The sequence below is a fragment of the Kitasatospora sp. NPDC059973 genome, assembly GCF_042737525.1.
Classification (GTDB): domain Bacteria; phylum Actinomycetota; class Actinomycetes; order Streptomycetales; family Streptomycetaceae; genus Kitasatospora.
Map to the genome: position 1 here is coordinate 1 of NZ_JBHWUI010000127.1, position 24,482 is coordinate 24,482.

The window sequence follows — 24,482 nt, forward strand, 5'->3', positions numbered from 1 at the left end:
GCCCCGGGGAAACCCGGGGCCCCTCTCGCGTACTCGGCGCGGCCTCAGCCGCCGATCTGGATACCGGCCATCCGCTTCCACTCGTACGGGCCGGTCCTGACCTTCAGGCCCAGCTCGCCCTCGAAGCTGTCGTGCAGGGTGACCCCGGCCAGCTCGGCGGCCCGGCGGCCGACGGCGTAGCTCGGGGCGACCTGGTCGCCCCAGGCGCCGTCCGCGCCGACCACGACGATCCGGGTGGCGACGGTGCCCACGTACTCGACGACGCCGTCGGCGCTGCCGCCGTGCTGCTCGGCGAAGGCGGTCAGGTGCTTGGCGATGCGCTTGGCGCGGCGCTCGACGCGGGCGTCCGGCGCGGCGGGGGTGGCGGTCTCTGCGCTGCTCATGCCCGCATGCTACCGATCGGTAGCGGAGCTGGCGACGGGACCGGGCTGTGCACCGGACCACATACTGGAGCGGTGACCTTCCAAGGCTGGCCGGCCGAGGCCCTAGAGTTCTACGAGCACCTGGAGACCGACAACTCCAGGACCTTCTGGCAGTCCCACAAGGACCGGTACGAGCACGCCGTGCGGGAGCCGATGGAGCGACTGCTCGCCGAGCTGGAGCCCGGCTTCGGGCCGGGCAAGATCTTCCGCCCCAACCGGGACGTCCGGTTCAGCGCCGACAAGTCCCCGTACAAGACGCACATCGGCGCCCACCTGGAGAGCGGCGGCTACATCCAGCTCTCCGCCGACGGCCTGGCCTGCGGCAACGGGCTGTACCGGCTCGCCCCGGACCAGCTGGCGCGCTACCGGGCCGCCGTCGCCGAGGAGGTCGGCGGCGCCGAGCTGGAGCGGGTGATCGCCCGGGTCCGCGCGGCCGGGCCGGAGGTGGTCGGCCGGGACAGCCTCAGGTCCGCCCCGCGCGGCTACCCCCGGGACCACCCGCGGATCGAGCTGCTCCGCCACAAGGGGCTGGTCGCCTGGCAGGAGTGGCCGCCGGCGGCGTGGCTCGGCACCCGGGCCGCCCACGACCGGATCACCGGCTTCCTGCGGGCCTCCCAGCCGCTGCGGGACTGGCTCGACGACCGGGTGGGACCCTCCGAACTGCCCCCGCGCTGAGACGCGGAAGGGGCCCCGGTCCGAAGACCGGGGCCCCTTCTCCGCGTCGGCGGCTACTTCACGAACGGATCCACCGCGATCACCACGAACAGCAGCGTCAGATAGGTGATCGACCAGTGGAAGAGGCGCATCTCCTTGAGCTTCGCGCCGACCACCCCGGCCTTGGCCCGGGCGTACAGTCCGTGCGCCTCCTTCAGCCAGGCCGCGCCCAGCACGACCGCCGAGACGGGGTACAGCCAGCTGGTCTCCGCCAGCGGCCAGAGCGCCAGCGAGACGGCGACCATCACCCAGGAGTAGAGGACGATCTGCTTGGCGACCGCCAGGTTGCCCTTGACCACCGGGAGCATCGGCACGCCGGCCCGCTCGTAGTCCTCGCGCACCTTCATCGACAGCGGCCAGTAGTGCGGCGGCGTCCAGAAGAAGATGACCAGGAAGAGCACCAGCGCCGACCAGGACACCGAGCCGGTGACCGCCGCCCAGCCGACGAAGACCGGCATGCAGCCGGCGATCCCGCCCCAGACGATGTTCTGCGCGGTGCGCCGCTTCAGCCCCAGCGTGTAGACGAACACGTAGAACAGCAGGGCCGACAGCGCCAGCAGCGAGGAGAGCGCGTTGACCAGGAAGCCGAGCCAGAGCGTGGAGCCGACCGCCAGCGCGATGCCGAAGACCAGCGCCTCGCGCGGTGACACCATCCCGGTGACGAGCGGCCGCCGCTCGGTGCGCGACATCACCGCGTCGATGTCGCGGTCGATATACATGTTGAGGGCGTTGGCGCCACCGGCCGACAGGTAGCCGCCGATGACCACCTTGAGGACCAGCAGCGGATCCGGGACACCGCGCTGCGCCAGGAACATCACCGGGACGGTGGTGATCAGCAGCAGTTCGATGATCCGAGGCTTGGTCAGTGCGACGAATGCGCCGACACGGGCCCCGAACGGCCGGTGCGCAGGCGTCGCCCCGGTGACCCCGGCGGGACGGGATTCGACGGCGGTCACTAACACCCCAACTGAAGATGAATCTTCGCAGGCGTCCACCGGAACGATGTTCCCGAATCGTCCGCTCTGCGCGTACCACGCCACCTTAGACGCTCCATATCTCCCCACCGGCTCCGGGGTCCCCCGGGCGGGGCGGAACGCACACCCCTGGGTGAACCCCTGGGCGAACACACGAAGCCGACCTGCTGCGACACCTGTCCCCCGTCCCGGCCCCCGAACGGGCAGAGGCCGTGAAACCGGGAGAGGCTGGGACAAAAGAACCCTTCGAACCCTCGTGGGAATCGCCATACGGAAATGCCCGTTGTCTCAGCACGGAGGGTGATCCCCGACCCGGACGGTAGGCTCGCACCGAGAAGCGGGATCTACCCTCCGTGACCGGCACCACCCAGCGTCCGGCCCCATCGACGTGGCCGACCCGGTCCCCTTCACGGGGTCACTCTTCACAACGGAAGGAGCCCTGAGACAGGGTGAGCACGACGCCGACGAATGCATTCGAGTGGTCCGAGCTGGACGAGCGGACGGTCGACACCGCCCGCGTCCTGGCCATGGACGCGGTCCAGAAGGTCGGCAACGGACACCCCGGGACGGCCATGTCGCTGGCCCCGGCGGCGTACCTGATCTTCCAGCGCTTCCTGCGCCACGACCCGACCGACCCGGCCTGGGTGGGCCGCGACCGTTTCGTCCTCTCTCCCGGGCACACCAGCCTGACCCTCTACACGCAGCTCTACTTCTCGGGCTACGGCCTGGAGCTGGACGACCTCAAGGCGTTCCGGGTCGCGGGCAGCCGCACCCCGGGCCACCCCGAGCACGGTCACACCGCGGGTGTCGAGACCACCACCGGCCCGCTCGGCCAGGGCATCGGCAACGCCGTGGGCATGGCGATGGCCGCCCGCTTCGAGCGCGGTCTGTTCGACCCGGACGCCCCCGCCGGCGAGTCGCCGTTCGACCACACCATCTGGGCCATCGTCTCCGACGGCGACCTGGAGGAGGGCATCTCCGCCGAGGCCTCCTCGCTGGCCGGCCACCAGAAGCTGGGCAACCTGGTCGCGCTCTACGACGACAACCACATCTCGATCGAGGGCGACACCGAGACCGCCTTCTCCGAGGACGTGCTCAAGCGCTACGAGGCGTACGGCTGGCACGTGCAGCGGGTCGCCCCGAAGTCCAACGGCGACATCGACGTGGCCCTCGTGGCCGAGGCGCTGGCCGCGGCCAAGGCCGAGACCTCCCGCCCGTCGATCATCGCGATGCGCACCATCATCGCCTGGCCGGCCCCGGACGCGCAGAACACCGCCAAGGCGCACGGTTCCGCGCTCGGCGCCGCCGAGATCGCCGCCACCAAGAAGGTCCTGGGCTTCGACCCGGAGAAGACCTTCGAGGTCAGCGACAAGGTCATCGAGCACGCCCGCCAGGTGATCAAGCGCGGCAAGGCCGCCCGCGACGAGTGGCAGCGCTCCCTCGACGCCTGGCGCGCCGCCCACCCGCACCGCGCCGCCGAGTTCGACCGCATCCAGGCCGGCGAGCTCCCCGACGGCTGGAAGAAGGCCGTCCCGGTCTTCGCGGCCGGCAAGGACGTCGCCACCCGCAAGGCCTCCGGCGAGACCCTCAAGGCGCTCGGCGCGGTGATCCCGGAACTGTGGGGCGGCTCGGCCGACCTCGCGGAGTCCAACCTCACCACCATCGACGAGGACAGCTCCTTCCTCCCCGAGGGCAACCCGCTGAAGTCGGCCAGCCCCTACGGCCGGACGATCCACTTCGGCATCCGCGAGCACGCCATGGGCTCGACCATGAACGGCATCGCGCTGCACGGCGGGACCCGGGTCTTCGGCGGCACCTTCCTGGTCTTCGCCGACTACATGCGCCCGGCCGTCCGCCTGGCCGCGCTGATGAAGCTGCCGGTCACCTACGTCTGGACGCACGACTCGATCGGCCTCGGCGAGGACGGCCCGACCCACCAGCCCGTCGAGCACCTCGCCTCGCTGCGCGCCATCCCGGGCCTGTCGATGGTCCGCCCGGCCGACGCCAACGAGACGGCCGTCGCCTGGCGCACGATCGTCGAGCGGCACAGCAGCCACCCGGGCCCGGTCGGCCTGGCGCTCACCCGCCAGAACGTCCCGACCTTCGACCGCGAGGTCTTCGGCTCCGCCGAGGGCACCGCGAAGGGCGGCTACGTCCTGGCCGAGGCGTCGACCGGCGACCCGCAGCTGATCCTGCTCGCCACCGGCTCCGAGGTCCAGCTGGCCGTCCGGGCCCGCGAGGTCCTGGAGGCCGAGGGCGTCGCGACCCGCGTGGTCTCGCTGCCGTCCTTCGAGTGGTTCCAGGAGCAGGACCAGGCCTACCGCGACAGCGTGCTGCCGCCGTCGGTCCGGGCCCGCGTCTCGGTCGAGGCCGGCATCGCCCAGGGCTGGCGCGAGCTGGTCGGCGACCACGGCCGGATCGTCTCGCTGGAGCACTTCGGCGCCTCCGCCGACTACCAGGTGCTCTTCGAGGAGTTCGGTCTGACCGCCGAGCGGGTCGTCGCGGAGGCGCACAACGCCCTGCGCTCGCTCGAAGCCGTCAACCGCTAGTACCGCCTGGGCCGCGTGCCCGCCCGCACAGCGGGTACGCGGCCCGTCTGACGACCCCACAGACAGATGAAGACAGAAGAAGGACTGAGCACCATGACTGACGCACTGAAGCGCCTCAGCGACGAAGGCGTGGCGATCTGGCTGGACGACCTCAGCCGGAAGCGACTGAACACCGGCAACCTCGCCGAGCTGGTACAGAACAAGCACGTGGTGGGCGTCACCACCAACCCCACCATCTTCCAGAAGGCCATCGGCGGCGGGGACTCCTCCTACGACGGCCAGCTGCGCGACCTCGCCGTCCGCAAGGTCACCACCGACGAAGCCGTCCGCATGATCACCACCTCGGACGTCCGGGACGCCGCCGACGTGCTGCGCCCGGTCTACGACGCCTCCAACGGCCGCGACGGCCGGGTCTCCATCGAGGTCGACCCGCGGCTGGCCCACGAGACGGCCGCGACCGTCGCCGAGGCCAAGCAGCTCTGGTGGCTGGTCGACCGCCCGAACGTCTTCATCAAGATCCCCGCCACCAAGGCCGGCCTGCCCGCGATCGCCGAGGTCATCGGCAAGGGCATCAGCGTCAACGTCACGCTGATCTTCTCGCTGGAGCGCTACCGCGCGGTGATCGACGCCTTCCTGACCGGTCTGGAGGGCGCCAAGGCCAAGGGCCTGGACCTCTCGCAGATCGAGTCGGTCGCCTCCTTCTTCGTCTCCCGCGTGGACACCGAGATCGACAAGCGCCTCGACGAGGTCGGCGGCGACGCCAAGCAGCTGCGCTCCAAGGCCGCCCTGGCCAACGCCCGCCTGGCCTACCAGGCGTACGAGGAGGTCTTCGGCAGCGTCGACGGCAAGTCCGCCGGCAGCGACCGCTGGAAGGCCCTGGAGGCCGCCGGCGCCAAGCCGCAGCGCCCGCTCTGGGCCTCCACCGGCGTCAAGGACCCGGCCCTGCCGGACACCCTCTACGTCACCGAGCTGGTCGCCCCCGGCACCGTCAACACGATGCCCGAGGCCACCCTGGAGGCCACCGGCGACCACGGCGTGATCACCGGCGGCACCATCGTCCCCAACTACGCCGACGCCACCGAGGTGATGGCCGCCATCGCCGCCGCCGGCGTGGACTACGACGACGTGGTCCAGGTCCTGGAGGACGAGGGCGTCCAGAAGTTCGAGCAGTCCTGGAACGAGCTGCTCGACACCGTCACCGCCTCGCTCGCCTCGTTCGCCGACGAGAAGTGACCCCTGCTCACAGCCAGCGCACGAAAGCGGAGCACATCCAGTGAGCACTGATTTCCCTGAGTTGACGTCGGACTCGGACCCGAGCGACGCTCCCGCCGCTCCCGTCAACCCGCTTCGTGACCCCACCGACCGGCGGCTCCCGCGCATCGCGGGGCCGTCCGGCCTGGTCATCTTCGGGGTCACCGGCGACCTGTCCCGCAAGAAGCTCATGCCGGCCATCTACGACCTGGCCAACCGCGGCCTGCTGCCGCCGGGCTTCTCGCTCGTCGGCTTCGCCCGCCGCGAGTGGAAGGACGAGGACTTCGCCAAGGAGGTCCACGACGCGGTCAAGGAGCACGCCCGGACCCCGTTCCGCGAGGAGGTCTGGCAGCAGCTCGCCAAGGGCATGCGCTTCGTCCACGGCACCTTCGACGACGACGACGCCTTCGACAAGCTCCGGGCGACCATCGAGGAGCTCGACAAGGCCCAGGGCACCGGCGGCAACTTCGCGTTCTACCTCTCGGTACCGCCGAAGTTCTTCCCGACCGTCGTCCAGCAGCTGAAGAAGCACGGCCTGGCCGACCCGCCCCAGGGCTCCTGGCGGCGCGCCGTCATCGAGAAGCCCTTCGGCCACGACCTGGAGAGCGCCCAGGAGCTGAACCGGATCGTCCACGAGGTCTTCCCCCGTGACGAGGTCTTCCGGATCGACCACTACCTGGGCAAGGAGACCGTCCAGAACATCCTGGCGCTGCGCTTCGCGAACCAGATGTTCGAGCCGATCTGGAACCGGTCGTACGTCGACCACGTGCAGATCACCATGGCTGAGGACATCGGCATCGGCGGCCGGGCCGGCTACTACGACGGCATCGGCTCGGCCCGCGACGTCATCCAGAACCACCTGCTCCAGCTGATGGCGCTCACCGCCATCGAGGAGCCGGCCTCGTTCCACCCCAAGGCGCTGGTGGCCGAGAAGCTCAAGGTGCTCAGCGCCGTCAAGCTCCCGGCCGACCTGGGCAAGCACACCGTGCGCGGCCAGTACGCGGCCGGCTGGCAGGGCGGCGAGGAGGTGCTCGGCTACCTCGACGAGGACGGCATCAACCCGGACTCCAAGACCGACACCTACGCGGCCATCAAGCTGGAGATCAACAACCGCCGCTGGGCCGGGGTGCCGTTCTACCTGCGCACCGGCAAGCGGCTCGGCCGCCGGGTCACCGAGATCGCGGTGGTCTTCCAGCGCGCCCCGTACCTGCCGTTCGACTCCTACGCGACCGAGGAGCTGGGGCAGAACGCCCTGGTCATCCGGGTCCAGCCGGACGAGGGCGTGACGGTGCGGTTCGGCTCCAAGGTGCCGGGGACCTCCTTCGAGGTCCGGGACGTCACGATGGACTTCGCCTACGGCGAGTCCTTCACCGAGTCCAGCCCGGAGGCCTACGAGCGGCTCATCCTCGACGTGCTGCTCGGCGACGCCAACCTGTTCCCGCGCCACCAGGAGGTCGAACTCTCCTGGCAGATCCTCGACCCGATCGAGAAGTACTGGGACGACCACGGCAAGCCCGCCCAGTACCCGGCAGGGACCTGGGGTCCGGTCGAGGCCGACGAGATGCTCGCACGAGACGGCAGGAGCTGGCGCCGGCCATGAAGATCGACCTCACGGACACCACGTCCAGCAAGATCAACGCAGCCCTGATGGAGGCCCGCCGGGCCAGCGGCTCCACCGCCGCCGGCATGGTGCTCACCCTGGTGATCGTGACCGACGAGGGCAGCGCCTACGACGCCCTCAAGGCCGCCAACGACGCCTCCCGCGAGCACCCCTCGCGCACCCTGGCGGTCATCAAGCGCGCCGGGCGCTCGCCCCGGGCGCGCGCGGAGACCCGCCTGGACGCCGAGATCCTGGTCGGCACCGCCGCCGGCTCCGGCGAGACGGTCGTCCTGCGCATGCACGGCGAGCTCGCCGCGCACGCCCAGTCGGTCGTCCTGCCGCTGCTCCTGCCGGACGCCCCGGTGGTGGTCTGGTGGCCCGAGAATGCGCCGCTGCACCCGGCACAGGACCCGCTGGGCTCGATCGCCCAGCGCAGGATCACCGACGCCGTCACCGCCGAGTCGCCGGTGGGCCAGCTCGCCCAGCGGGCCCAGAGCTACACCCCGGGCGACACCGACCTGGCCTGGACCAGGATCACCGGCTGGCGCTCGATGCTGGCCGCCGCACTGGACCAGCGACCCTCCGAGGTCACCTCCGCGGTGGTCGAGGGCGAGTCGTACAACCCCAGCGTCGAGCTGCTCGGTCTCTGGCTGCACAACCGGCTGCACGTGCCAGTCGAGCGGGTCGTCACCGGCGGCCCGGGCATCACCGCGGTGCACCTGCGCACCAAGGACGGGGACATCACCCTGGACCGCCCGGACGGCCTGATGGGCACCCTGTCGATGCCCGGCTCGCCGGACCGCCAGGTGGCGCTCAAGCGTCGCGAGACGTCCGAGCTGATCGCGGAGGAGCTGCGCCGGCTCGACCCGGACGACATCTACGCGACGGCCGTCCGCACGCCGGTCGAGCGGCTGAGCCAGCCGGACAGCGCCGAGACCGAGGCGGCCGAGGAGGCCACCCGGGCGGTGGTCTCCGAGGCCGCGGTGGCCAACCCGACCCGGGTGACCGCCAAGGTCCAGGACGCGTCGGAGCCGGCCGGGGAGGCCGGCCCGGCGAAGAAGGCCCCGGCCAAGCGCACCGGCAAGAAGGCGTCCTCGTGACGGCGGCGACCCCGCAGCTGGTCGTCCACCGGGACAAGGAGCTGATGGCCCAGGCGGCCGCGGCCCGGCTGATCACCCGGATCGTGGACGCCCAGGCCGCCCGCGGCACCGCCTCGGTGGTGCTCACGGGCGGGCGCAACGGCAACGCGCTGCTCGCCGCCATCGCCGCCTCCCCCGCCCGGGACGCGGTCGACTGGGCCCGGCTGGACCTCTGGTGGGGCGACGAGCGCTTCGTCGCCGCCGACAACGCCGAGCGCAACGCCGTCCAGGCCCGGGCGGAACTGCTCGACGCCGTCTCGCTCGACCCGGCCCGGGTGCACGAGATGCCCGCCTCGGACGGCGTCGACGGCTCGGACGTCGAGGCCGCCGCGGCCCGGTACGCGGAGGAGCTGGCCAAGGCCGCCGGTCCGGGTGACCGCCTCGGCGTGCCCGCCTTCGACGTGCTGCTGCTCGGCGTCGGCCCGGACACCCATGTCGCCTCGCTCTTCCCCGAGCACCCGGGCGTCCGGGAGACCGGGCTGACGGTGGTCGGCGTGCGCGGTGCGCCCAAGCCCCCGCCGACCCGGATCTCGCTCACCCTCCCGGCCATCCGGGCGGCCCGCGAGGTCTGGCTGCTGGCGGCCGGCGAGGACAAGGCCGGCGCCGTGGCGCTGGCCCTGTCCGGCCCGGGCGAGCTCCAGGCGCCCGCCTCGGGCGCCCACGGACGGAGCCGGACCCTGTGGCTGCTGGACCGCGCGGCGGCGGCTCAGCTCCCGCCGCAGCTGTACCCGCCGGCCTCGGCCTGACCGCGTTCGGCCCGACGGCATGACGAAGGGCGCCACCGTTCTCCACGGTGGCGCCCTTCGGCGTCGGTCAGGTGCTCAGATCTCACCGCGCAGCTTGGCCAGCGCCTCGGCGAGGATCGCCTCGCCGTCGGCGTCGGTGCGCCGCTCACGGACGTAGGCGAGGTGGGTCTTATAGGGCTCGTTGCGCGAGGGGGCCGGCGGGTTGTGCTCGTCCTGGCCGGCCGGAAACCCGCACCGCGGGCAGTCCCAGGTGTCCGGGATGACCGCCTCCGCGGCGAAGCTGGGACGGGTCTCGTGCTTGTTGGCACACCAGAAGGAGATCCGGTTGCGGGGGGCGGATTCGCCGCGCTCCGCCTCGCCCATCGGGCCGGCTCCGACCCTGCTGCCACGGATGGCGTTGCCACTTGCCACGGTCTGACTCCCTGCGTGCTGGTGCGCCGACCCGCCGCGGTGCGCGTCGGTGGCTAAAGTCGTCCTAGTGTAAGCAGGAGTTAAGGATGCACCGTCACCGACTCCGCCCCGGACCGTTCCAGCATAGGCCGCGGGGCGACAGGGCGTCAGAGATACGTCAGCTCTTGTACTTGAGCACCAGGCCGAGCACGATGATGCACGCGAACCAGGCGAAACCCACGATGACCGTGATGCGGTCCAGGTTGCGCTCGGCCACGGCCGAGCCGCCGCCGGTGGACATCGCGCCGCCACCGAACATGTCGGACAGGCCGCCGCCCTTCCCCTTGTGCAGCAGCACCAGGAGGACCATCAGCAGGCTGAAGATGATCAGGGCAATCGAGAACCCGAGAACCACGGCGGGACCAACTCTCTCGTATCTTCGGCGAAGGGGCCGGGCCGCACGATGCGGTCCGGCCCCAAAGCCTACGTTGCTGCGGCGGCGTTAGCCTACTGCCTGGTCACGGTACCGCACGATCTTGACGAACTCGTCGGCGTCCAGGGAGGCACCGCCGATCAGGCCGCCGTCGACGTCCGGCTTGGCCATCAGGCCGGCCGCGCTGGAGGACTTGACCGAGCCGCCGTAGAGCACCCGGACCTTCTCGGCCAGCGGGGCGTCGTACAGCTCGGCGATCCGCTTGCGGATGGCCGAGCAGACCTCCTGGGCGTCCTCGGGGGTCGCCACCTCGCCGGTGCCGATCGCCCAGACCGGCTCGTAGGCGACCACGACGGACTCGGCCTGGTCGGCCGGGACGTCCTTCAGGGCGCCGTCGAGCTGGGCCAGGGTGTACTCGACGTGGGTGCCGGCCTTGCGGATCTCCAGCGGCTCGCCGATGCAGAGGATCGGGGTGACCCCGCTGCGGTAGGCGGCCTTGACCTTGGCGTTGACGATCTCCTCGTTCTCGCCGTGGTACTGGCGGCGCTCCGAGTGGCCGATCACCGCGTAGGTGCACTTCAGCTTCGACAGCATCGGGCCGGAGATCTCGCCGGTGTAGGCACCGGAGTCGTGCTGCGAGATGTCCTGCGAGCCGTACTTGATCTTCAGCTTGTCGCCGTCGACCAGGGTCTGCACCGAGCGCAGGTCGGTGAACGGCACCAGAACGGCGACCTCGACCGACTCGTAGTCCTTGTCGGCCAGCGCGAACGCCAGCTTCTGGGTGTGCTGGATGGCCTCAAGGTGGTTGAGGTTCATCTTCCAGTTGCCCGCCATCAGCGGGAGACGCTCAGTCATTGCCTCAGCCTTCCAGGGCGGCGAGACCGGGGAGCGTCTTGCCCTCCAGGTACTCAAGGCTGGCGCCACCGCCGGTCGAGATGTGCCCGAACTTCGTCTCGTCGAAGCCCAGGATGCGGACGGCCGCGGCGGAGTCGCCGCCACCGACCACGGTGAACGCGTCGCTGTCGAGCAGGGCCTGCGCGACGGCCTTGGTGCCCTCGGCGAAGGTCGGGTGCTCGAAGACACCGACCGGACCGTTCCAGAACACCGTCTTGGCGTCGGCCAGCTTCGCCGCGAACAGCTCCCGGGTCTTCGGGCCGATGTCCAGGCCCTCCTTGTCCGCGGGGATCTTGTCGGCGTCGACGACCGCGAAGTCCTCGACCGGCTTGTGGGTCTTGGTGTCGGGGAACGACCCGGAGACCGCGATGTCCACCGGCAGCACGAACTCGACGCCGTTCGCCTTCGCCCGCTCCAGGTAGTCCAGGACGACCGGGATCTGGTCCTTCTGCAGCAGCGAGATGCCGACCTCGTGCCCCAGGGCCGCGAGGAAGGTGTACGCCATGCCGCCGCCGATGAGGATGCGGTCGGCCTTGCCGAGCAGGTTCTCGATCACGCCGACCTTGTCGGACACCTTGGACCCGCCCAGGACGACCACGTACGGCCGCTCGACCTCCTCGGTGAGCCGCTTGAGCACGGCCACCTCGGCGGCGATCAGGTCGCCGACGGCGTGCGGCAGGCGGGCCGGCAGGTCGTACACCGAGGCGTGCTTGCGGTGCACGGCGCCGAAGCCGTCGCCGACGTACAGCTCGGCCAGCGCGGCCAGCTCGTCGGCGAAGGCGCCGCGCTCGGCGTCGTCCTTGCTGGTCTCACCGGCGTTGAAGCGCAGGTTCTCGAGCAGCGTGACCTCGCCGTCGGCCAGGGCGGCGACGGTGGCCTTCGCGCTCTCGCCCACGGTGTCGGTCGCGAACGAGACCGGCGTACCGAGGATCTCGCCGAGGCGGGCGGCCACCGGCGCGAGGGAGAACTGCGGGTCGGGCTCGCCCTTCGGGCGGCCGAGGTGGGAGGCGACGACGACCTTCGCACCGCGCTCGACGAGCTTGGCGATGGTCGGGGCGACGGCGCGGATCCGGCCGTCGTCGGTGATCGTGCCGTCGGACAGCGGGACGTTGAGGTCGGCGCGGACGAACACGCGCTTGCCGGCGACGTCGAGGTCTTCGATGGTCTTCACGGTCTTCGGTCTCCTGGGGAGATGGTTGCGCTGTTGGCAGCGGCACAACGGCGGGCCGCCTGGGAGTTGAGTTTCGAGGGTGCGCAGACGGAGGGCCCGGACGGCGTGCGGTGTCCGGGCCCTCCCCCCTACTTCACGTCAGCTCCCGCTGCGTCAGAGCTGGCCGCCGACGAGGGTGGTCAGGTTGACGAGGCGGTTCGAGTAGCCCCACTCGTTGTCGTACCAGCCGAAGACCTTGACCTGGTTGCCCTGGACCATGGTCATCAGCGAGTCGAAGATCGTGGAGAACGGCGAGTTCACGATGTCGGAGGAGACGATCGGGTCCTCGGTGTACTGCAGGATGCCCTTGAGGGAGCCCTCGGAGGCCTTCTGGAAGGCCGCGTTGACCTCCTCGACGGTGACGTCGCGCTCAAGGGTGACGACCAGGTCGGTGATCGAACCGGTCGGGACCGGGACGCGCAGCGAGGTGCCGTCCAGCTTGCCCTTCAGCTCCGGCAGGACCAGCGCGGTGGCCTTGGCGGCACCGGTGGACGTCGGGATGATGTTGAGGGCCGCGGCGCGGGCGCGACGCAGGTCCTTGTGCGGGAAGTCCAGGGTGACCTGGTCGTTGGTGTACGCGTGCACCGTGGTCATCAGACCCTTGACGATGCCGAAGTTCTCGTTGAGCACCTTCGCCAGCGGCGCCACGCAGTTGGTGGTGCAGGAGGCGTTGGAGATCACGTCGTGCTTGGCGGCGTCGTACTTCTCGTCGTTGACGCCCATCACGATGGTGACGTCCTCGTCGGTGGCGGGCGCCGAGATGATGACCTTCTTGGCACCGGCGGTGATGTGCTTCTTGGCCGCCTCGGCCTTGGTGAAGATGCCGGTGGACTCGATCACGATGTCCACGCCCAGCTCGCCCCAGGGGAGGTTGGCCGGGTCACGCTCGGCGATGACCTTGAAGGTCTTGCCGTCGACGGTGATGCTGTTCTCGGTGTGCGAGACCTCGCCCGGGAAGGTGCCCAGGATCGAGTCGTACTTGAGCAGGTGCGCCAGGGTCTTGGTGTCGGTCAGGTCGTTGACACCGACGATCTCGATGTCCGCGCCCTGAGCCTTGACCGCACGGAAGAAGTTGCGGCCGATGCGGCCGAATCCGTTGATGCCTACCCGGATCGTCACGAACCGATCTCCTCGTTAGGTACGCCGGAGCTATGCCGACGGGGTGGAATTTGGGAGGTCCCCGACCGCCTATGACCCTACCTCTCCAAGGCCTGGGAGGGCACATCAGGCCGGGTCGGACGCCTTGGCGTGGCGTGTCAAGAGGGTGCGAGCAGGGCTTCCGTCCTTGCCGTCGGGGGCAGTTGGTCGCGGCCCGCGCGGACCGGTCCGGAGCCCCCCGGCCGCACCGTCCGGACACGGCACAGCCGGTGCCCGGAATCCGGACACCGGCTGGTCTGCCGTCACTGGCTGTGATCGCTAGTTGAGCGCCATCTCGTCGGTCAGATTGGCCTCGGTGCTCGGCAGGCCGAGCTCGGAGGCGCGCTTGTCGGCCATCGCCAGCAGCCGGCGGATCCGGCCGGCCACCGCGTCCTTGGTCAGCGGCGGGTCGGCCAGGGCGCCCAACTCCTCCAGCGAGGCCTGCTTGTGCTGCATCCGCAGCTGGCCGGCGGCGGCCAGGTGGTCCGGCACCTCCTCGCCGAGGATCTCCAGCGCGCGCTGCACCCGGGCGCCGGCCGCGACCGCGGCCCGGGCCGAGCGGCGCAGGTTGGCGTCGTCGAAGTTGGCCAGGCGGTTGGCGGTGGCCCGGACCTCGCGCCGCATCCGCCGCTCCTCCCACGCCAGCACCGACTCGTGGGCGCCGAGGCGGGTCAGCAGCGCGCCGATGGCGTCGCCGTCCCGGATCACCACCCGGTCGACGCCGCGCACCTCGCGGGCCTTGGCCGGGATGCCGAGCCGGCGGGCCGCGCCGACCAGGGCGAGGGCCGCCTCGGAGCCGGGGCAGGTGATCTCCAGCGAGGAGGAGCGGCCGGGCTCGGTGAGCGAGCCGTGCGCCAGGAAGGCGCCCCGCCAGGCCGCCTCCGCGTCACAGGTCGCCCCGGAGACGACGGCCGGGGGCAGGCCCCGGATCGGCCGGCCGCGGCCGTCCACCAGACCGGTCTGCCGCGCCAGCAGCTCGCCGTCCTTGACCACCCGCACCACGTAGCGGCTGCCGCGCCGCAGACCGCCGGGCGCCATCACCACCAGGTCCGAGGAGTGTCCGAAGATCTCCAGGAGGTCCTTGCGCAGGCGTCGCGCTGCCGCCCCGGTGTCCAGCTCCGCCTCGATCACGATGCGGCCGCTCACGATGTGCAGCCCGCCCGCGAAACGCAGGATCGCCGAGACCTCCGCCTTGCGGCAGCAGGCCCGGGTGACCGGGAGCCGGCTGATTTCGTCCTTCACCGCTGGAGTCATCGCCATGGCCCGATCCTTCCATGTGTCCGGAAAATCCGGTCGTACGCGGCGGCCAAGAGCTCCGGGTCGTGTCGCGGCGTGCCGTCGGTACGGGCGACCCGGCCGAGCACCAGGGCCGCGCCCATCCGCTCCGCGGCCTTCTCCAGGCCGGCCAGGTCCGCCTGGCCGAAGGCGCCGCCGGTGACGGCGCGCTCGTCCACCAGGATCGCATCCACCGCGAGGGCGGGTGCGTGGTCGGCGATGACCTCCAGGTGGCGCTGCGGGGTGAAGCCCTCCGTCTCGCCGGGCTGGGGGGCCAGGTTCAGGGTGAGCAGCCGGCGCGCGCGGGTCTCGGTGAGCGCCTCGGCGAGCTCGGGGACGAGCAGGTGGGGCAGCACGCTGGTGAACCAGGAGCCGGGCCCGAGCACCACCCAGTCCGCCTCCCGGACGGCCGTGACGGCCTCCGGGACGGCCGGCGGCCCGTCCGGCAGCAGCCGGATGGACTGCACGGTGCCGGGCGTCACGGCGACGCTCGCCTGGCCCCGGACGGCGGACAGCTCGCCCGGGCTGGCCGGGTCGTGGCCGCGCACGACCGCCTCGATGTCCAGCGGTACCGCCGACATCGGCAGCACCCGGCCCTGGACGTTCAGCAGCCGGCCCACCCAGTCCAGGGCGGCGACCGGGTCCCCCAGCTTCTCCCAGAGCGCGACGATCAGCAGGTTGCCGACGGCGTGGCCGCCCAGGCCGCCGGAGCCCGTGAAGCGCTGCTGGATCACCTCGGACCAGGTCCGGCCCCAGTCGTCGTCGCCGCAGAGCGCGGCCAGCGCCTTGCGGAGGTCGCCCGGGGGCAGCACCCCGAGCTCCTCGCGCAGCCGGCCGCTGGAGCCGCCGTCGTCGGCGACGGTGACCACGGCGGTGAGGTCGGTGGTGAGCCGGCGGAGGGCGGAGAGCGAGGCCGAGAGCCCCTGACCGCCGCCGAGGGCGGCGATCCGGGGCGCCTGGTTGCCGCGGGGTGCCTGGTTGGTACGGGCCGGGCTGGTGCGGACCTGGCCGGTCCGCGGCCGGTTGGGCGACGCGCCGCGCGACGGGACCCCCGTCCGGTCGGCGGTCTTGTTCTGCAGCTGCCGCCCGGGCACGTATCCCGTCACACCTACCTCGCGTTCCTCTTGCCCGCCGCCGGCCTCCACCGGCGGCCCGGCAGGGGGTGAGGCGGCTACTCCCGTCCCATGTCACGGTGGACCAGCACCGTTTCGACGCCGTCCGCGATCAGACGCTTGGTCAGCCGCTCGGACATCGCGACACTGCGGTGCTTGCCACCGGTGCAGCCTACGGCAAGGGTCATGTAACGCTTCCCCTCGCGGCGGTACCCCTCGGTGATGATGCGCAGCAGCTCCGCGTAGCCGTTGAGGAACTCGTTGGCACCGGGCTGCTGGAACACGTAGTCGGCGACGTCGGCGTCGGTGCCCGTCCGGGCGCGGAGCTCCGGCACCCAGTGCGGATTCGGCAGGAAGCGGCAGTCCACCACGAGGTCGGCGTCGACCGGGAGGCCGTACTTGAAGCCGAAGGACATCACGGTGGCGCGCAGCTCGGGCTCGTCGTGGTCGGCGAACTGGGCGTCCAGCTTGGCCCGCAGCTGGTGCACGTTGAGGTTGGAGGTGTCGATCACCAGGTCGGCCTCGCCGCGCAGCTCGCGCAGGAGGTCGCGCTCCTGGGCGATGCCGTCCACGATCCGGCCGTCGGCCTGGAGCGGGTGCGGGCGGCGCACGCTCTCGAAGCGCCGGACCAGGGCGTCGTCGGAGGAGTCCAGGAAGACCACGCTCAGCCGGACGCCGCGCTTCTCCAGCTCGTCCAGCGAGGTGAGCAGGTCGTCGAAGAACTGGCGGCCGCGGACGTCGACCACGGCGCCGATCCGGGCGACGTTCCCCTGGGAACGGGCGCCGAGGTCGACCATGGTCGGGATGAGGGCCGGCGGCAGGTTGTCCACCACGAACCAGCCCAGGTCCTCCAGGCACTTGGCCGCCGTCGACCGGCCGGCTCCGGACATCCCGGAGATGATCACCAGCTCCGGCACGTTCTCGCCCGCGGCCAGTGGTCGGGCGGTGCCGCCATCGTCGGACATCGTCACTTCGGTTCCCCGCTCTCGGTGGTTCTGCTGTGGAGAACGCGCGCGGCACGGCCACGCTTCCCCTGCTCACTCGGGCGAGTGAACGCGGGGCGCGCCGGCTGACGGACGGCGTCGGCCGTCATGGCGTCTCCTGGAATGGTGCGGTCTGGGGTGCGGCGTCGGTCCCGGTGCCGGCCGCCGGGCCGGCCGGGACGGCGCCGTCATCGATGATCTCGCCGGTGGCGGTGTTCACGGCGGGTGTCGCGGATGGACGGGACGACAACGCCGCCGCAACAGTCTCCGCCGTCCGGCGTCCGATGCCGGGGACGGCGCAGAGTTCGTCGACGGTGGCCAGCCGGAGCTTCTTCAGCGAGCCGAAGTGCTTGAGCAGCGCCTGGCGGCGAGTCTCGCCGAGGCCGGGGACGGAGTCCAGCTCCCCGGCGGTGAGTCGCTTGGACCGCTTGCTGCGCTGGTAGGTGATGGCGAACCGGTGCGCCTCGTCGCGGACCCGCTGGAGCAGGTAGAGGCCCTCGCTGCTGCGCGGCAGGACCACCGGGTCGTCCTCGCCGGGCAGCCAGACCTCCTCCAGCCGCTTGGCCAGGCCGCAGAGGGCGACGTCGTCGATGCCGAGCTCGTCCAGGGCGCGCTTGGCGGCGGCGACCTGCGGCTGGCCGCCGTCGACGACCAGCAGCTGCGGCGGGTAGGCGAAGCGGCGCGGGCGGCCGGTCTCCGGGTCCACCGGGCCGACCACGACCTCCGGGCCGTCGGGGTCGTCGGACCCGCGGGCGGCGCCGTGCGGCCCGGGTGCGCCGGCCTCCGCGGGCGCGCCGGGGTCGTCCGCCTCGGGAACGGCCCACTCCCCGGTCTGCTCGCGCTCCTGGAGGTAGCGGCGGAACCGGCGTCCGATCACCTCGTGCATCGAGCGGACGTCGTCCTGGCCCTCGAAGCCCTTGATCTGGAACCGGCGGTACTCGCTCTTGCGGGCCAGGCCGTCCTCGAAGACCACCATCGAGGCGACCACGTCCTCGCCCTGGAGGTGCGAGATGTCGAAGCACTCGATCCGCAGCGGGACGGAGTCCAGCTCCAGCGCGTCGGCGATCTCCTGGAGGGCGCGGCTGCGGGTGGTGAGGTCGGAGGCGCGCTTGGTCTTGTGCAGCGCCAGCGCCTGCTGGGCGTTCCGCTGCACGGTGGCCATCAGGTCCTTCTTGTCGCCGCGCTGCGGGATCCGCAGGTCGACCTGGCTGCCGCGCAGGCCGGTCAGCCACTCCCGGACCGGTTCGGCGGGCTCCGGCAGCGCGGGCACCAGCACCTCGCGCGGCACGGCGCCGTCGCCGCCGCCGTAGAGCTGCTGCAGGGCGTGCTCGACCAGGGCCGCGGTGTCGACGTCCTCGACCTTGTCGGTGACCCAGCCGCGCTGGCCGCGGACCCGGCCGCCGCGGACGTGGAAGATCTGGACGGACGCCTCCAGCTCGTCCTCGGCGAGGGCGAGCAGGTCGGCGTCGGTGGCGTCGGCGAGGACGATGGCGTTCTTCTCCATCGCGCGCTTCAGCGCCCCGATGTCGTCCCGCAGCCGGCCCGCCTTCTCGTACTCCAGGTCGGCGGCGGCCTCCCGCATCTGCTCTTCCAGCCGGCGCAGGTAGTTGCCGGTGCGGCCGGCCATGAAGTCGCAGAAGTCCTCGGCCAGCTCGCGGTGTTCCTCGGCCGAGACCTTGCCGACGCAGGGCGCGGCGCACTTGCCGATGTAGCCGAGCAGACAGGGCCGGCCGACCTGGCGGGCCCGCTTGAAGACGCCGTTGGAGCAGGTGCGGACGGGGAAGACGCGCAGCAGCAGGTCGACCGTCTCGCGGATCGCCCAGGCGTGCCCGTAGGGGCCGAAGTAGCGCACGCCCTTCTTGTGCGCCCCGCGCATCACCTGGACCCGCGGGTACTCCTCGTTGAGGGTGACCGCGAGCTCCGGATAGCTCTTGTCGTCGCGGTACTTGACGTTGAAGCGGGGATCGAACTCCTTGATCCAGGAGTACTCCAGCTGGAGCGCCTCGACCTCGGTCGCGACGACCGTCCACTCCACCGAGGCGGCCGTGGTGACCATCGTCGCGGTCCGCGGGTGCAGCCCGGCGAGGTCCTGGAAGTAGGACGACAGCCGGGGCCGCAGGCTCTTGGCCTTGCCGACGTAGATGACCCGCCCGTGGGCGTCGCGGAACTTGTAGACGCCCGGCGAGGTCGGGATCGCGCCCGGTGCGGGGCGGTAGGTGGACGGGTCAGCCATGGGTCCACCGTACCGAGTCGGGCCGGGGCTGCGGAGGGGAGATCAACTGGTTCAGCTCGGGGTCACCTTGAGGTTGCCGCCCTCGACCGCCACGGAGTAGGCGGGGAGCGGGGTGGGCGCCGGTCCGTCCAGCACCGCGCCGTCGGTGATGGCGAACATGCTGCCGTGACAGGGGCATTGGATCTTCTGGTTCTTGACCTGGTCGACGATGCAGCCGGCGTGGGTGCACGTGGCGCTGAACGCCTTGTACTCGCCGGCGTTGGGCTGGGTCACCACGATCTTCTTGTCCCGGTAGACGGTGCCGCCGCCGACCGGCACGGCGGTGGCCGGGCCGACGTCCACCGGGGTCTTGGGCCCGGAGGACGTGGAGGTGGACGAGGACGACGAGGAGCAGCCGGCGACCGCCAGCGTGCCGCCGCCTGCGGCGAGGACGGCCGCGGCACCGCAGAGCAGGGTGCGGCGGGAGGTGGCGGGGTTCTCGCCCAGCGGGCTCTCGGGGGCCTCGGACATGTGGTTCGCTCCTGGAGTCGCTGCGGTTCGCCGCGGGTCCCCCGCGGCGCCGGTCGGCGGTGATTCTATGCGGCCCTTACCCGGCCGCCCCCCGAACGGGGGTCGGCCGGGCCGGTGTCGTGCCGCCGACCTCGCGGCGCTACTTCTTCTTGGCGACCGCCCGCTTGCGCGGGGCCTTCACCGGCGCCGGGGCGTCGGTGAACTCGCCCGGGAGGATGTCCCGGAGGAACTTGCCGGTGTGGCTCTCGGAGACCGCCGCGATCTGCTCCGGCGTGCCCTCGGCCACCACCATGCCGCCGCCGGAGCCGCCCTCGGGGCCCATGTCGACGATCCAGTCGGCGGTCTTGATCACATCGAGGTTGTGCTCGATGACGATCACCGTGTTGCCCTTCTCCACCAGACCCGAGAGCACCTTGATCAGCTTGCTGATGTCCTCGAAGTGCAGACCGGTGGTGGGCTCGTCCAGCACGTAGACCGTCCGCCCGGTGGAGCGCTTCTGCAGTTCGGAGGCGAGCTTGACGCGCTGCGCCTCACCACCGGAGAGGGTCGGCGCGGACTGGCCGAGCCGGACGTAGCCGAGGCCGACGTCGTTGAGCGTCCGCAGGTGCCGGGCGATCGCCGGGACGGCCTCGAAGAAGTCCATCGCCTCCTCGATCGGCATGTCCAGGACCTCGGCGATGGACTTGCCCTTGAAGTGGACCTCCAGCGTCTCCCGGTTGTACCGGGCGCCGTGGCAGACCTCGCACGGCACGTAGACGTCCGGCAGGAAGTTCATCTCGATCTTGATGGTGCCGTCGCCGGAGCAGTTCTCGCAGCGGCCGCCCTTGACGTTGAACGAGAACCGGCCGGGCAGGTAGCCGCGGACCTTGGCCTCCTGCGTCTCGGCGAAGAGCCGCCGGACGTGGTCGAACACGCCGGTGTAGGTGGCCGGGTTGGAGCGCGGGGTGCGGCCGATCGGCGACTGGTCGACGTGCACGACCTTGTCCACCTGGTCGGTGCCGGTGATCCGGGTGTGCCGGCCCGGCACGCTGCGGGCGCCGTTCAGCTCCCGGGCGAGGTGGGTGTAGAGGATGTCGTTGACCAGCGTCGACTTGCCGGAGCCGGAGACCCCGGTGATCGCGGTGAACGTCCCGAGCGGGAAGCCGACCGTGACGTCCTTGAGGTTGTGCTCGCGGGCGCCGTGGACGGTCAGCTGGCGCTTCTTGTCCCGCTCGCGGCGGGTGGCCGGGATCGGGATGGACCGCTTGCCGGAGAGGTACTGGCCGGTCAGCGACTCCTTGTTGGCGAGCAGCTGCTTGAGCGAGCCGGAGTGCACCACCTTGCCGCCGTGCTCACCGGCGCCCGGGCCGATGTCGACCACCCAGTCGGCCATCTTGATGGTGTCCTCGTCGTGCTCGACGACGATCAGGGTGTTGCCGATGTCCCGCAGCCGGACCAGGGTCTCGATCAGCCGGTGGTTGTCCCGCTGGTGCAGGCCGATCGAGGGCTCGTCCAGCACGTAGAGCACGCCGACCAGGCCGGAGCCGATCTGGGTGGCGAGCCGGATCCGCTGGGCCTCGCCGCCGGACAGGGTGCCGGCCGCGCGGTTCAGCGAGAGGTAGTCCAGGCCGACGTCGACCAGGAACCGCAGCCGCTCGTTGACCTCCTTCAGGACGCGCTCGGCGATCCGCTTGTCCCGCGCGTTGAGCTTCATCGCGCCGAGGAAGTCCGAGCAGTCGCTGATCGACATCGCCGAGACGTCCGCGATGGACCGGCCCTCGACGGTGACGGCCAGCACGACCGGCTTGAGCCGGGTGCCCCGGCAGGTCGGGCAGGGCACCTCGCGCATGTAGCCCTCGAAGCGCTCGCGGCTGCTGTCGCTCTCCGCCTCGGTGTGCCGGCGCTGGATGAACGGCACCGCGCCCTCGAAGCCCGTGGTGTAGGAGCGGTCCCGGCCGTAGCGGTTGCGGTAGCGCACCTCGACCTGGTGCTTGTGCCCGTACAGCAGCGCCTTCCTGGCGCGGGCCGGCAGCCCGGCCCAGGGGAGGTCCGTCCGGAAGCCCAGCTCGCCGGCGAGGGCGTCGATCAGGCGCTGGAAGTACTCCTTGGTGTGGCCGCCGGACCACGGGTGGATGGCCCCCTCGTCCAGCGACTTCTCCTCGTCGGGGACGACCAGCTCCGGGTCGACCTCCATCCGGTTGCCCAGGCCGGAGCAGTCCGGGCAGGCGCCGAACGGCGAGTTGAAGGAGAACGAGCGCGGCTCCAGCTCCTCGAACGACACGTCGTCGTACGGGCAGTAGAGGTGCTCGGAGTACATCCGCTCGCGCTCCGGGTCGCCCTCCGGGAGGTCGACGAAGTCGAGCACGACCATGCCGCCGCCGAGCCGCAGGGCCGTCTCCACCGAGTCGGTCAGCCGGCGCTTGGCGCTGCTCTTCACGGTGAGGCGGTCGATGACCACCTCGATGGTGTGCTTCTCCTGCTTCTTGAGCTTGGGCGGCTCGGCGAGCTGGACCGTCTCGCCGTCCACCCGGGCCCGGGCGTAGCCCTTGGACTGGAGGTCGGCGAAGAGGTCGACGAACTCGCCCTTGCGCTCGCGCACCACCGGGCTGAGCACCTGGAACCGGGTGCCCTCGGTGAGCTCCAGCACCTTGTCCACAATCGCCTGCGGGGACTGCTTGGCGATCGGGCGGCCGCAGTGCGGGCAGTGCGGCTTGCCGATCCGCGCGAACAGCAGGCGCAGGTAGTCGTAGACCTCGGTGATGGTGCCGACGGTCGAGCGCGGGTTCCGGTTGGTGGACTTCTGGTCGATCGAGACGGCCGGGGAGAGGCCTTCGATGAAGTCGACGTCGGGCTTGTCCATCTGCCCGAGGAACTGACGGGCGTAGGAGGACAACGACTCGACGTATCGGCGCTGGCCCTCGGCGAAGATCGTGTCGAAGGCGAGCGAGGACTTGCCGGAGCCGGAGAGGCCCGTGAAGACGATGAGGGAGTCGCGGGGCAGGTCGAGCGAGACGTTCTTGAGGTTGTGCTCGCGAGCACCGCGGACGATGAGGCGGTCGGCCACTGCTTCTGGCGCCTTTCTCCGGGGCGAGATGGCTTTGCGTGAGAGGTGTACTTCTTCCAGGATGCGCCTGCCAGCCTATAGCTCAGGCGTTCGATTCTCGACCTTGTCCAGCGGAGTCCACCCGATCGAGTGAGAGACCTGCTCGACGTTGACCGGGCCTGTTCGAGAAAAGCCCTGCTCAGCCGTGACATCGGAGATAGCGTCACCCTCGTCAACGAGCGAGTGCCCGTGCGGGCAACGCTGCCGACCACTCCGACGGAGGCCGCCACCGATGACCGACCCCCAGACCGCCGCCGACCTCGCCGACGAGCGGCTCCGGCTGGTCGCCACCAGCACCGGGCACCTGCTGCACACCGTGGCCGGACTGAAGCCCGAGGCCCTCGCGGAGCCCTCCGCCCTGCCGGGCTGGACTCGCGGCCACGTGCTGGCCCACCTGGCCCGCAACGCGGACTCGCTGGTCAATCTGCTCGACGGCGCCCGGACCGCCACCGACATCCCGCAGTACCCCAGCGACGAGGCCCGTGACCAGGGCATCGAGGACGGCGCCGGCCGCCCGCTCGACGTCCAGCTCGACGACCTGCGCGACTCCGACGAGCGGTTCACCGCGGCCGCCGGTGCGCTGCAGCCCGGGGCCTGGACGGCCTCGGTGCGCCACCGCACCGGCTACGTCTTCCCGGCCGCCGACATCCCGTGGAAGCGGCTGATGGAGGTCGAGTACCACCACGTCGACCTGGCCGCCGGCTACTCCCCCGCGCACTGGCCGGAGCTCTTCGCGGTGGCCGAGTTCCGGCGCCTGTCCGACCGACTGGCGGGCGCCGGGGGCCTGCCCGCGGTCGAGCTGGTCGCCGACGACACCGAGGACCGGGCCGTGATCGGCACCGCCGGCGAGGGGCCCGGGCTGACCGCCGAGGGCCCGGTGCGGGCGCTCGCCGCCTGGCTCTCCGGCCGCTCCGACGGCGACGGCCTGCAGGTCCACCGCGGCGGCGACCAGCTCGCCGACGGCCGCGCCGCGCTGCCCACGCTCCCGCCGCTGGGCTGACGCGGGGCGGGCACCCGCACCGGGGCCGGGCCCCGGCGCGGGAAGATCCACAAGACGCGGCCCGGCCGCGCGACGATGCTGGCAGCAGGGGCGATGCCGACGGCGGCCCCGGAACGACGAGGAGCGGACGGATGACGTACCACGGAGCGGTCAAGGTCGGCGGGCCGCCGGACGTGCGCGAGCTGGCCCACCTGATCATCACCAAGGCGGCCGTCGGCCCGTACGACAACAACGCCTACCTGCTGCGCTGCCGGGCCACCGACGAGCAGCTGCTGATCGACGCCGCCGCCGACGCGCCGGTGCTGCTGGAGACGGTCGGTGCCGAGCTGACCACCGTGGTCACCACGCACCGCCACCACGACCACTGGGGCGCGCTCGCCGAGGTGGTCGCGGCGACCGGCGCCCGCACCGCCGCCGGGCGGTACGACGCCGAGGGCATCGACGTCCCGACCGAGCTGCTGCTGGAGGACGGCGAGCCGCTGCGGTTCGGGCAGATCGAGCTGACCGTCCGGCACCTGGTCGGGCACACCCCCGGCGCCATCGTGCTGGTCTACGACGACCCCCAGGGCCACCCGCACGTCTTCACCGGCGACTGCCTCTTCCCCGGCGGCGTCGGGAACACCTGGGACGACAGGGCCGCCTTCGAGAGCCTCTACCGGGACGTCAACGAGAAGATCTTCGACGTGCTGCCGGACGAGGCCTGGGTGTACCCCGGCCACGGCAAGGACACCACCCTCGGCGCCGAGCGCCCGCACCTCCAGGAGTGGCGCGAGCGCGGCTGGTAGCCCCGGTACGACGAACGGCGGGCCCGCGACCACTGCTCGGTCG

Annotated in this window: 21 protein-coding genes; 8 read left to right on the plus strand and 13 right to left on the minus strand. The window is 71.5% G+C overall.

All coding sequences use genetic code 11. From position 1 onward, the window contains the following. Positions 1–44: 44 nt before the first annotated feature. Positions 45–383, minus strand: coding sequence for a hypothetical protein (locus ACFWA9_RS28450; RefSeq protein ID WP_352288142.1), 339 nt, complete (start codon positions 381–383; stop codon positions 45–47). A gap of 72 nt (positions 384–455) precedes the next feature. Between ACFWA9_RS28450 and ACFWA9_RS28455 the strand changes: the two genes are divergently transcribed. Continuing rightward, positions 456–1,097 (plus strand): DUF2461 domain-containing protein, encoded by a 642-nt coding sequence (locus ACFWA9_RS28455; protein ID WP_329490018.1) that lies wholly within the window; start codon positions 456–458, stop codon positions 1,095–1,097. 53 nt (positions 1,098–1,150) lie between these two features. Here ACFWA9_RS28455 and ACFWA9_RS28460 read toward each other — a convergent pair whose 3' ends face one another. Further along, positions 1,151–2,092 (minus strand): heme o synthase, encoded by a 942-nt coding sequence (locus ACFWA9_RS28460; protein WP_329490017.1) that lies wholly within the window; start codon positions 2,090–2,092, stop codon positions 1,151–1,153. A gap of 467 nt (positions 2,093–2,559) precedes the next feature. On the opposite strand from ACFWA9_RS28460, the gene tkt reads away from it, so the two are divergent. From tkt to pgl, 5 genes are all read left to right on the plus strand, one after another. Next, positions 2,560–4,659 (plus strand): transketolase, encoded by a 2,100-nt coding sequence (gene tkt / locus ACFWA9_RS28465; RefSeq protein ID WP_329490016.1) that lies wholly within the window; start codon positions 2,560–2,562, stop codon positions 4,657–4,659. Between the two features lie 93 nt (positions 4,660–4,752). Then, on the plus strand, positions 4,753–5,892 hold the full coding sequence (gene tal / locus ACFWA9_RS28470) for a transaldolase (RefSeq protein WP_380390742.1): 1,140 nt from the start codon (positions 4,753–4,755) through the stop codon (positions 5,890–5,892). A gap of 61 nt (positions 5,893–5,953) precedes the next feature. Beyond that, positions 5,954–7,510, plus strand: coding sequence for a glucose-6-phosphate dehydrogenase (gene zwf / locus ACFWA9_RS28475; RefSeq protein WP_329492285.1), 1,557 nt, complete (start codon positions 5,954–5,956; stop codon positions 7,508–7,510). Next, positions 7,507–8,610 carry a glucose-6-phosphate dehydrogenase assembly protein OpcA gene (gene opcA, locus ACFWA9_RS28480; protein WP_380390744.1) on the plus strand — a complete coding sequence of 368 codons (1,104 nt, stop codon included), beginning with the start codon at positions 7,507–7,509 and terminating at the stop codon, positions 8,608–8,610. The genes zwf and opcA overlap by 4 nt, the downstream gene beginning before the upstream one ends. Next, positions 8,607–9,395 (plus strand): 6-phosphogluconolactonase, encoded by a 789-nt coding sequence (gene pgl, locus ACFWA9_RS28485; protein WP_380390746.1) that lies wholly within the window; start codon positions 8,607–8,609, stop codon positions 9,393–9,395. The genes opcA and pgl overlap by 4 nt, the downstream gene beginning before the upstream one ends. Before the next feature lie 75 nt (positions 9,396–9,470). Here the strand turns inward: pgl and ACFWA9_RS28490 are convergent, their stop codons facing one another. The 11 genes from ACFWA9_RS28490 to uvrA form a co-directional block, all read right to left on the minus strand. Further along, complete coding sequence (locus ACFWA9_RS28490; RefSeq protein ID WP_030308030.1) at positions 9,471–9,758, minus strand: RNA polymerase-binding protein RbpA; 288 nt, start codon at positions 9,756–9,758, stop codon at positions 9,471–9,473. A gap of 205 nt (positions 9,759–9,963) precedes the next feature. Continuing rightward, positions 9,964–10,200 (minus strand): preprotein translocase subunit SecG, encoded by a 237-nt coding sequence (gene secG, locus ACFWA9_RS28495; RefSeq protein WP_359804430.1) that lies wholly within the window; start codon positions 10,198–10,200, stop codon positions 9,964–9,966. A gap of 87 nt (positions 10,201–10,287) precedes the next feature. Then, entirely contained in the window at positions 10,288–11,073 is a 786-nt protein-coding gene (tpiA, locus tag ACFWA9_RS28500) for a triose-phosphate isomerase (protein ID WP_352288133.1), read from the minus strand. Positions 11,074–11,077: 4 nt separating this feature from the next. Continuing rightward, the gene (locus ACFWA9_RS28505) at positions 11,078–12,283 is read right to left on the minus strand and encodes a phosphoglycerate kinase (RefSeq protein ID WP_329490010.1); all 1,206 of its coding nucleotides are present in this window, start codon (positions 12,281–12,283) and stop codon (positions 11,078–11,080) included. Between the two features lie 153 nt (positions 12,284–12,436). Further along, positions 12,437–13,441, minus strand: a complete 1,005-nt coding sequence (gene gap / locus ACFWA9_RS28510) for a type I glyceraldehyde-3-phosphate dehydrogenase (RefSeq protein WP_329490009.1) — start codon at positions 13,439–13,441, stop codon at positions 12,437–12,439. 297 nt (positions 13,442–13,738) lie between these two features. Then, the gene (whiA, locus tag ACFWA9_RS28515) at positions 13,739–14,719 is read right to left on the minus strand and encodes a DNA-binding protein WhiA (protein ID WP_329490008.1); all 981 of its coding nucleotides are present in this window, start codon (positions 14,717–14,719) and stop codon (positions 13,739–13,741) included. Next, a complete protein-coding gene (yvcK, locus tag ACFWA9_RS28520; RefSeq protein WP_329492283.1) occupies positions 14,710–15,681 on the minus strand; it encodes a uridine diphosphate-N-acetylglucosamine-binding protein YvcK in 972 nt (323 codons plus the stop codon). The genes whiA and yvcK overlap by 10 nt, the downstream gene beginning before the upstream one ends. A 224-nt stretch (positions 15,682–15,905) precedes the next feature. Further along, positions 15,906–16,811, minus strand: a complete 906-nt coding sequence (gene rapZ / locus ACFWA9_RS28525) for an RNase adapter RapZ (protein ID WP_329490007.1) — start codon at positions 16,809–16,811, stop codon at positions 15,906–15,908. A 124-nt stretch (positions 16,812–16,935) separates the two neighbouring features. Further along, complete coding sequence (gene uvrC, locus ACFWA9_RS28530) at positions 16,936–19,062, minus strand: excinuclease ABC subunit UvrC (RefSeq protein WP_380390750.1); 2,127 nt, start codon at positions 19,060–19,062, stop codon at positions 16,936–16,938. A gap of 51 nt (positions 19,063–19,113) precedes the next feature. Then, complete coding sequence (locus ACFWA9_RS28535) at positions 19,114–19,572, minus strand: Rieske (2Fe-2S) protein (protein WP_352288129.1); 459 nt, start codon at positions 19,570–19,572, stop codon at positions 19,114–19,116. A gap of 139 nt (positions 19,573–19,711) precedes the next feature. Beyond that, positions 19,712–22,615, minus strand: a complete 2,904-nt coding sequence (gene uvrA, locus ACFWA9_RS28540; protein WP_380390752.1) for an excinuclease ABC subunit UvrA — start codon at positions 22,613–22,615, stop codon at positions 19,712–19,714. Between the two features lie 271 nt (positions 22,616–22,886). On the opposite strand from uvrA, the gene ACFWA9_RS28545 reads away from it, so the two are divergent. Together ACFWA9_RS28545 and ACFWA9_RS28550 are read left to right on the plus strand one after the other, a co-directional pair. Further along, positions 22,887–23,654, plus strand: a complete 768-nt coding sequence (locus ACFWA9_RS28545) for a maleylpyruvate isomerase family mycothiol-dependent enzyme (RefSeq protein ID WP_380390753.1) — start codon at positions 22,887–22,889, stop codon at positions 23,652–23,654. 131 nt (positions 23,655–23,785) lie between these two features. Then, positions 23,786–24,439: an MBL fold metallo-hydrolase gene (locus ACFWA9_RS28550; protein ID WP_352288124.1), complete on the plus strand. Its 654-nt coding sequence runs from the start codon at positions 23,786–23,788 to the stop codon at positions 24,437–24,439. Positions 24,440–24,482 lie beyond the last annotated feature (43 nt).

Coding starts and splice junctions, on each gene's coding strand:
- whiA (WP_329490008.1), bottom strand. CDS start 14,719: ATGGCGATGACTCCAGCGGTGAAGGACGAAATCAGCCGGCTCCCGGTC.
- uvrC (WP_380390750.1), bottom strand. CDS start 19,062: ATGGCTGACCCGTCCACCTACCGCCCCGCACCGGGCGCGATCCCGACC.
- ACFWA9_RS28535 (WP_352288129.1), bottom strand. CDS start 19,572: ATGTCCGAGGCCCCCGAGAGCCCGCTGGGCGAGAACCCCGCCACCTCC.
- ACFWA9_RS28550 (WP_352288124.1), top strand. CDS start 23,786: ATGACGTACCACGGAGCGGTCAAGGTCGGCGGGCCGCCGGACGTGCGC.
- ACFWA9_RS28490 (WP_030308030.1), bottom strand. CDS start 9,758: ATGGGCGAGGCGGAGCGCGGCGAATCCGCCCCCCGCAACCGGATCTCC.
- tpiA (WP_352288133.1), bottom strand. CDS start 11,073: ATGACTGAGCGTCTCCCGCTGATGGCGGGCAACTGGAAGATGAACCTC.
- tal (WP_380390742.1), top strand. CDS start 4,753: ATGACTGACGCACTGAAGCGCCTCAGCGACGAAGGCGTGGCGATCTGG.
- ACFWA9_RS28545 (WP_380390753.1), top strand. CDS start 22,887: ATGACCGACCCCCAGACCGCCGCCGACCTCGCCGACGAGCGGCTCCGG.
- rapZ (WP_329490007.1), bottom strand. CDS start 16,811: ATGTCCGACGATGGCGGCACCGCCCGACCACTGGCCGCGGGCGAGAAC.
- ACFWA9_RS28450 (WP_352288142.1), bottom strand. CDS start 383: ATGAGCAGCGCAGAGACCGCCACCCCCGCCGCGCCGGACGCCCGCGTC.
- opcA (WP_380390744.1), top strand. CDS start 7,507: ATGAAGATCGACCTCACGGACACCACGTCCAGCAAGATCAACGCAGCC.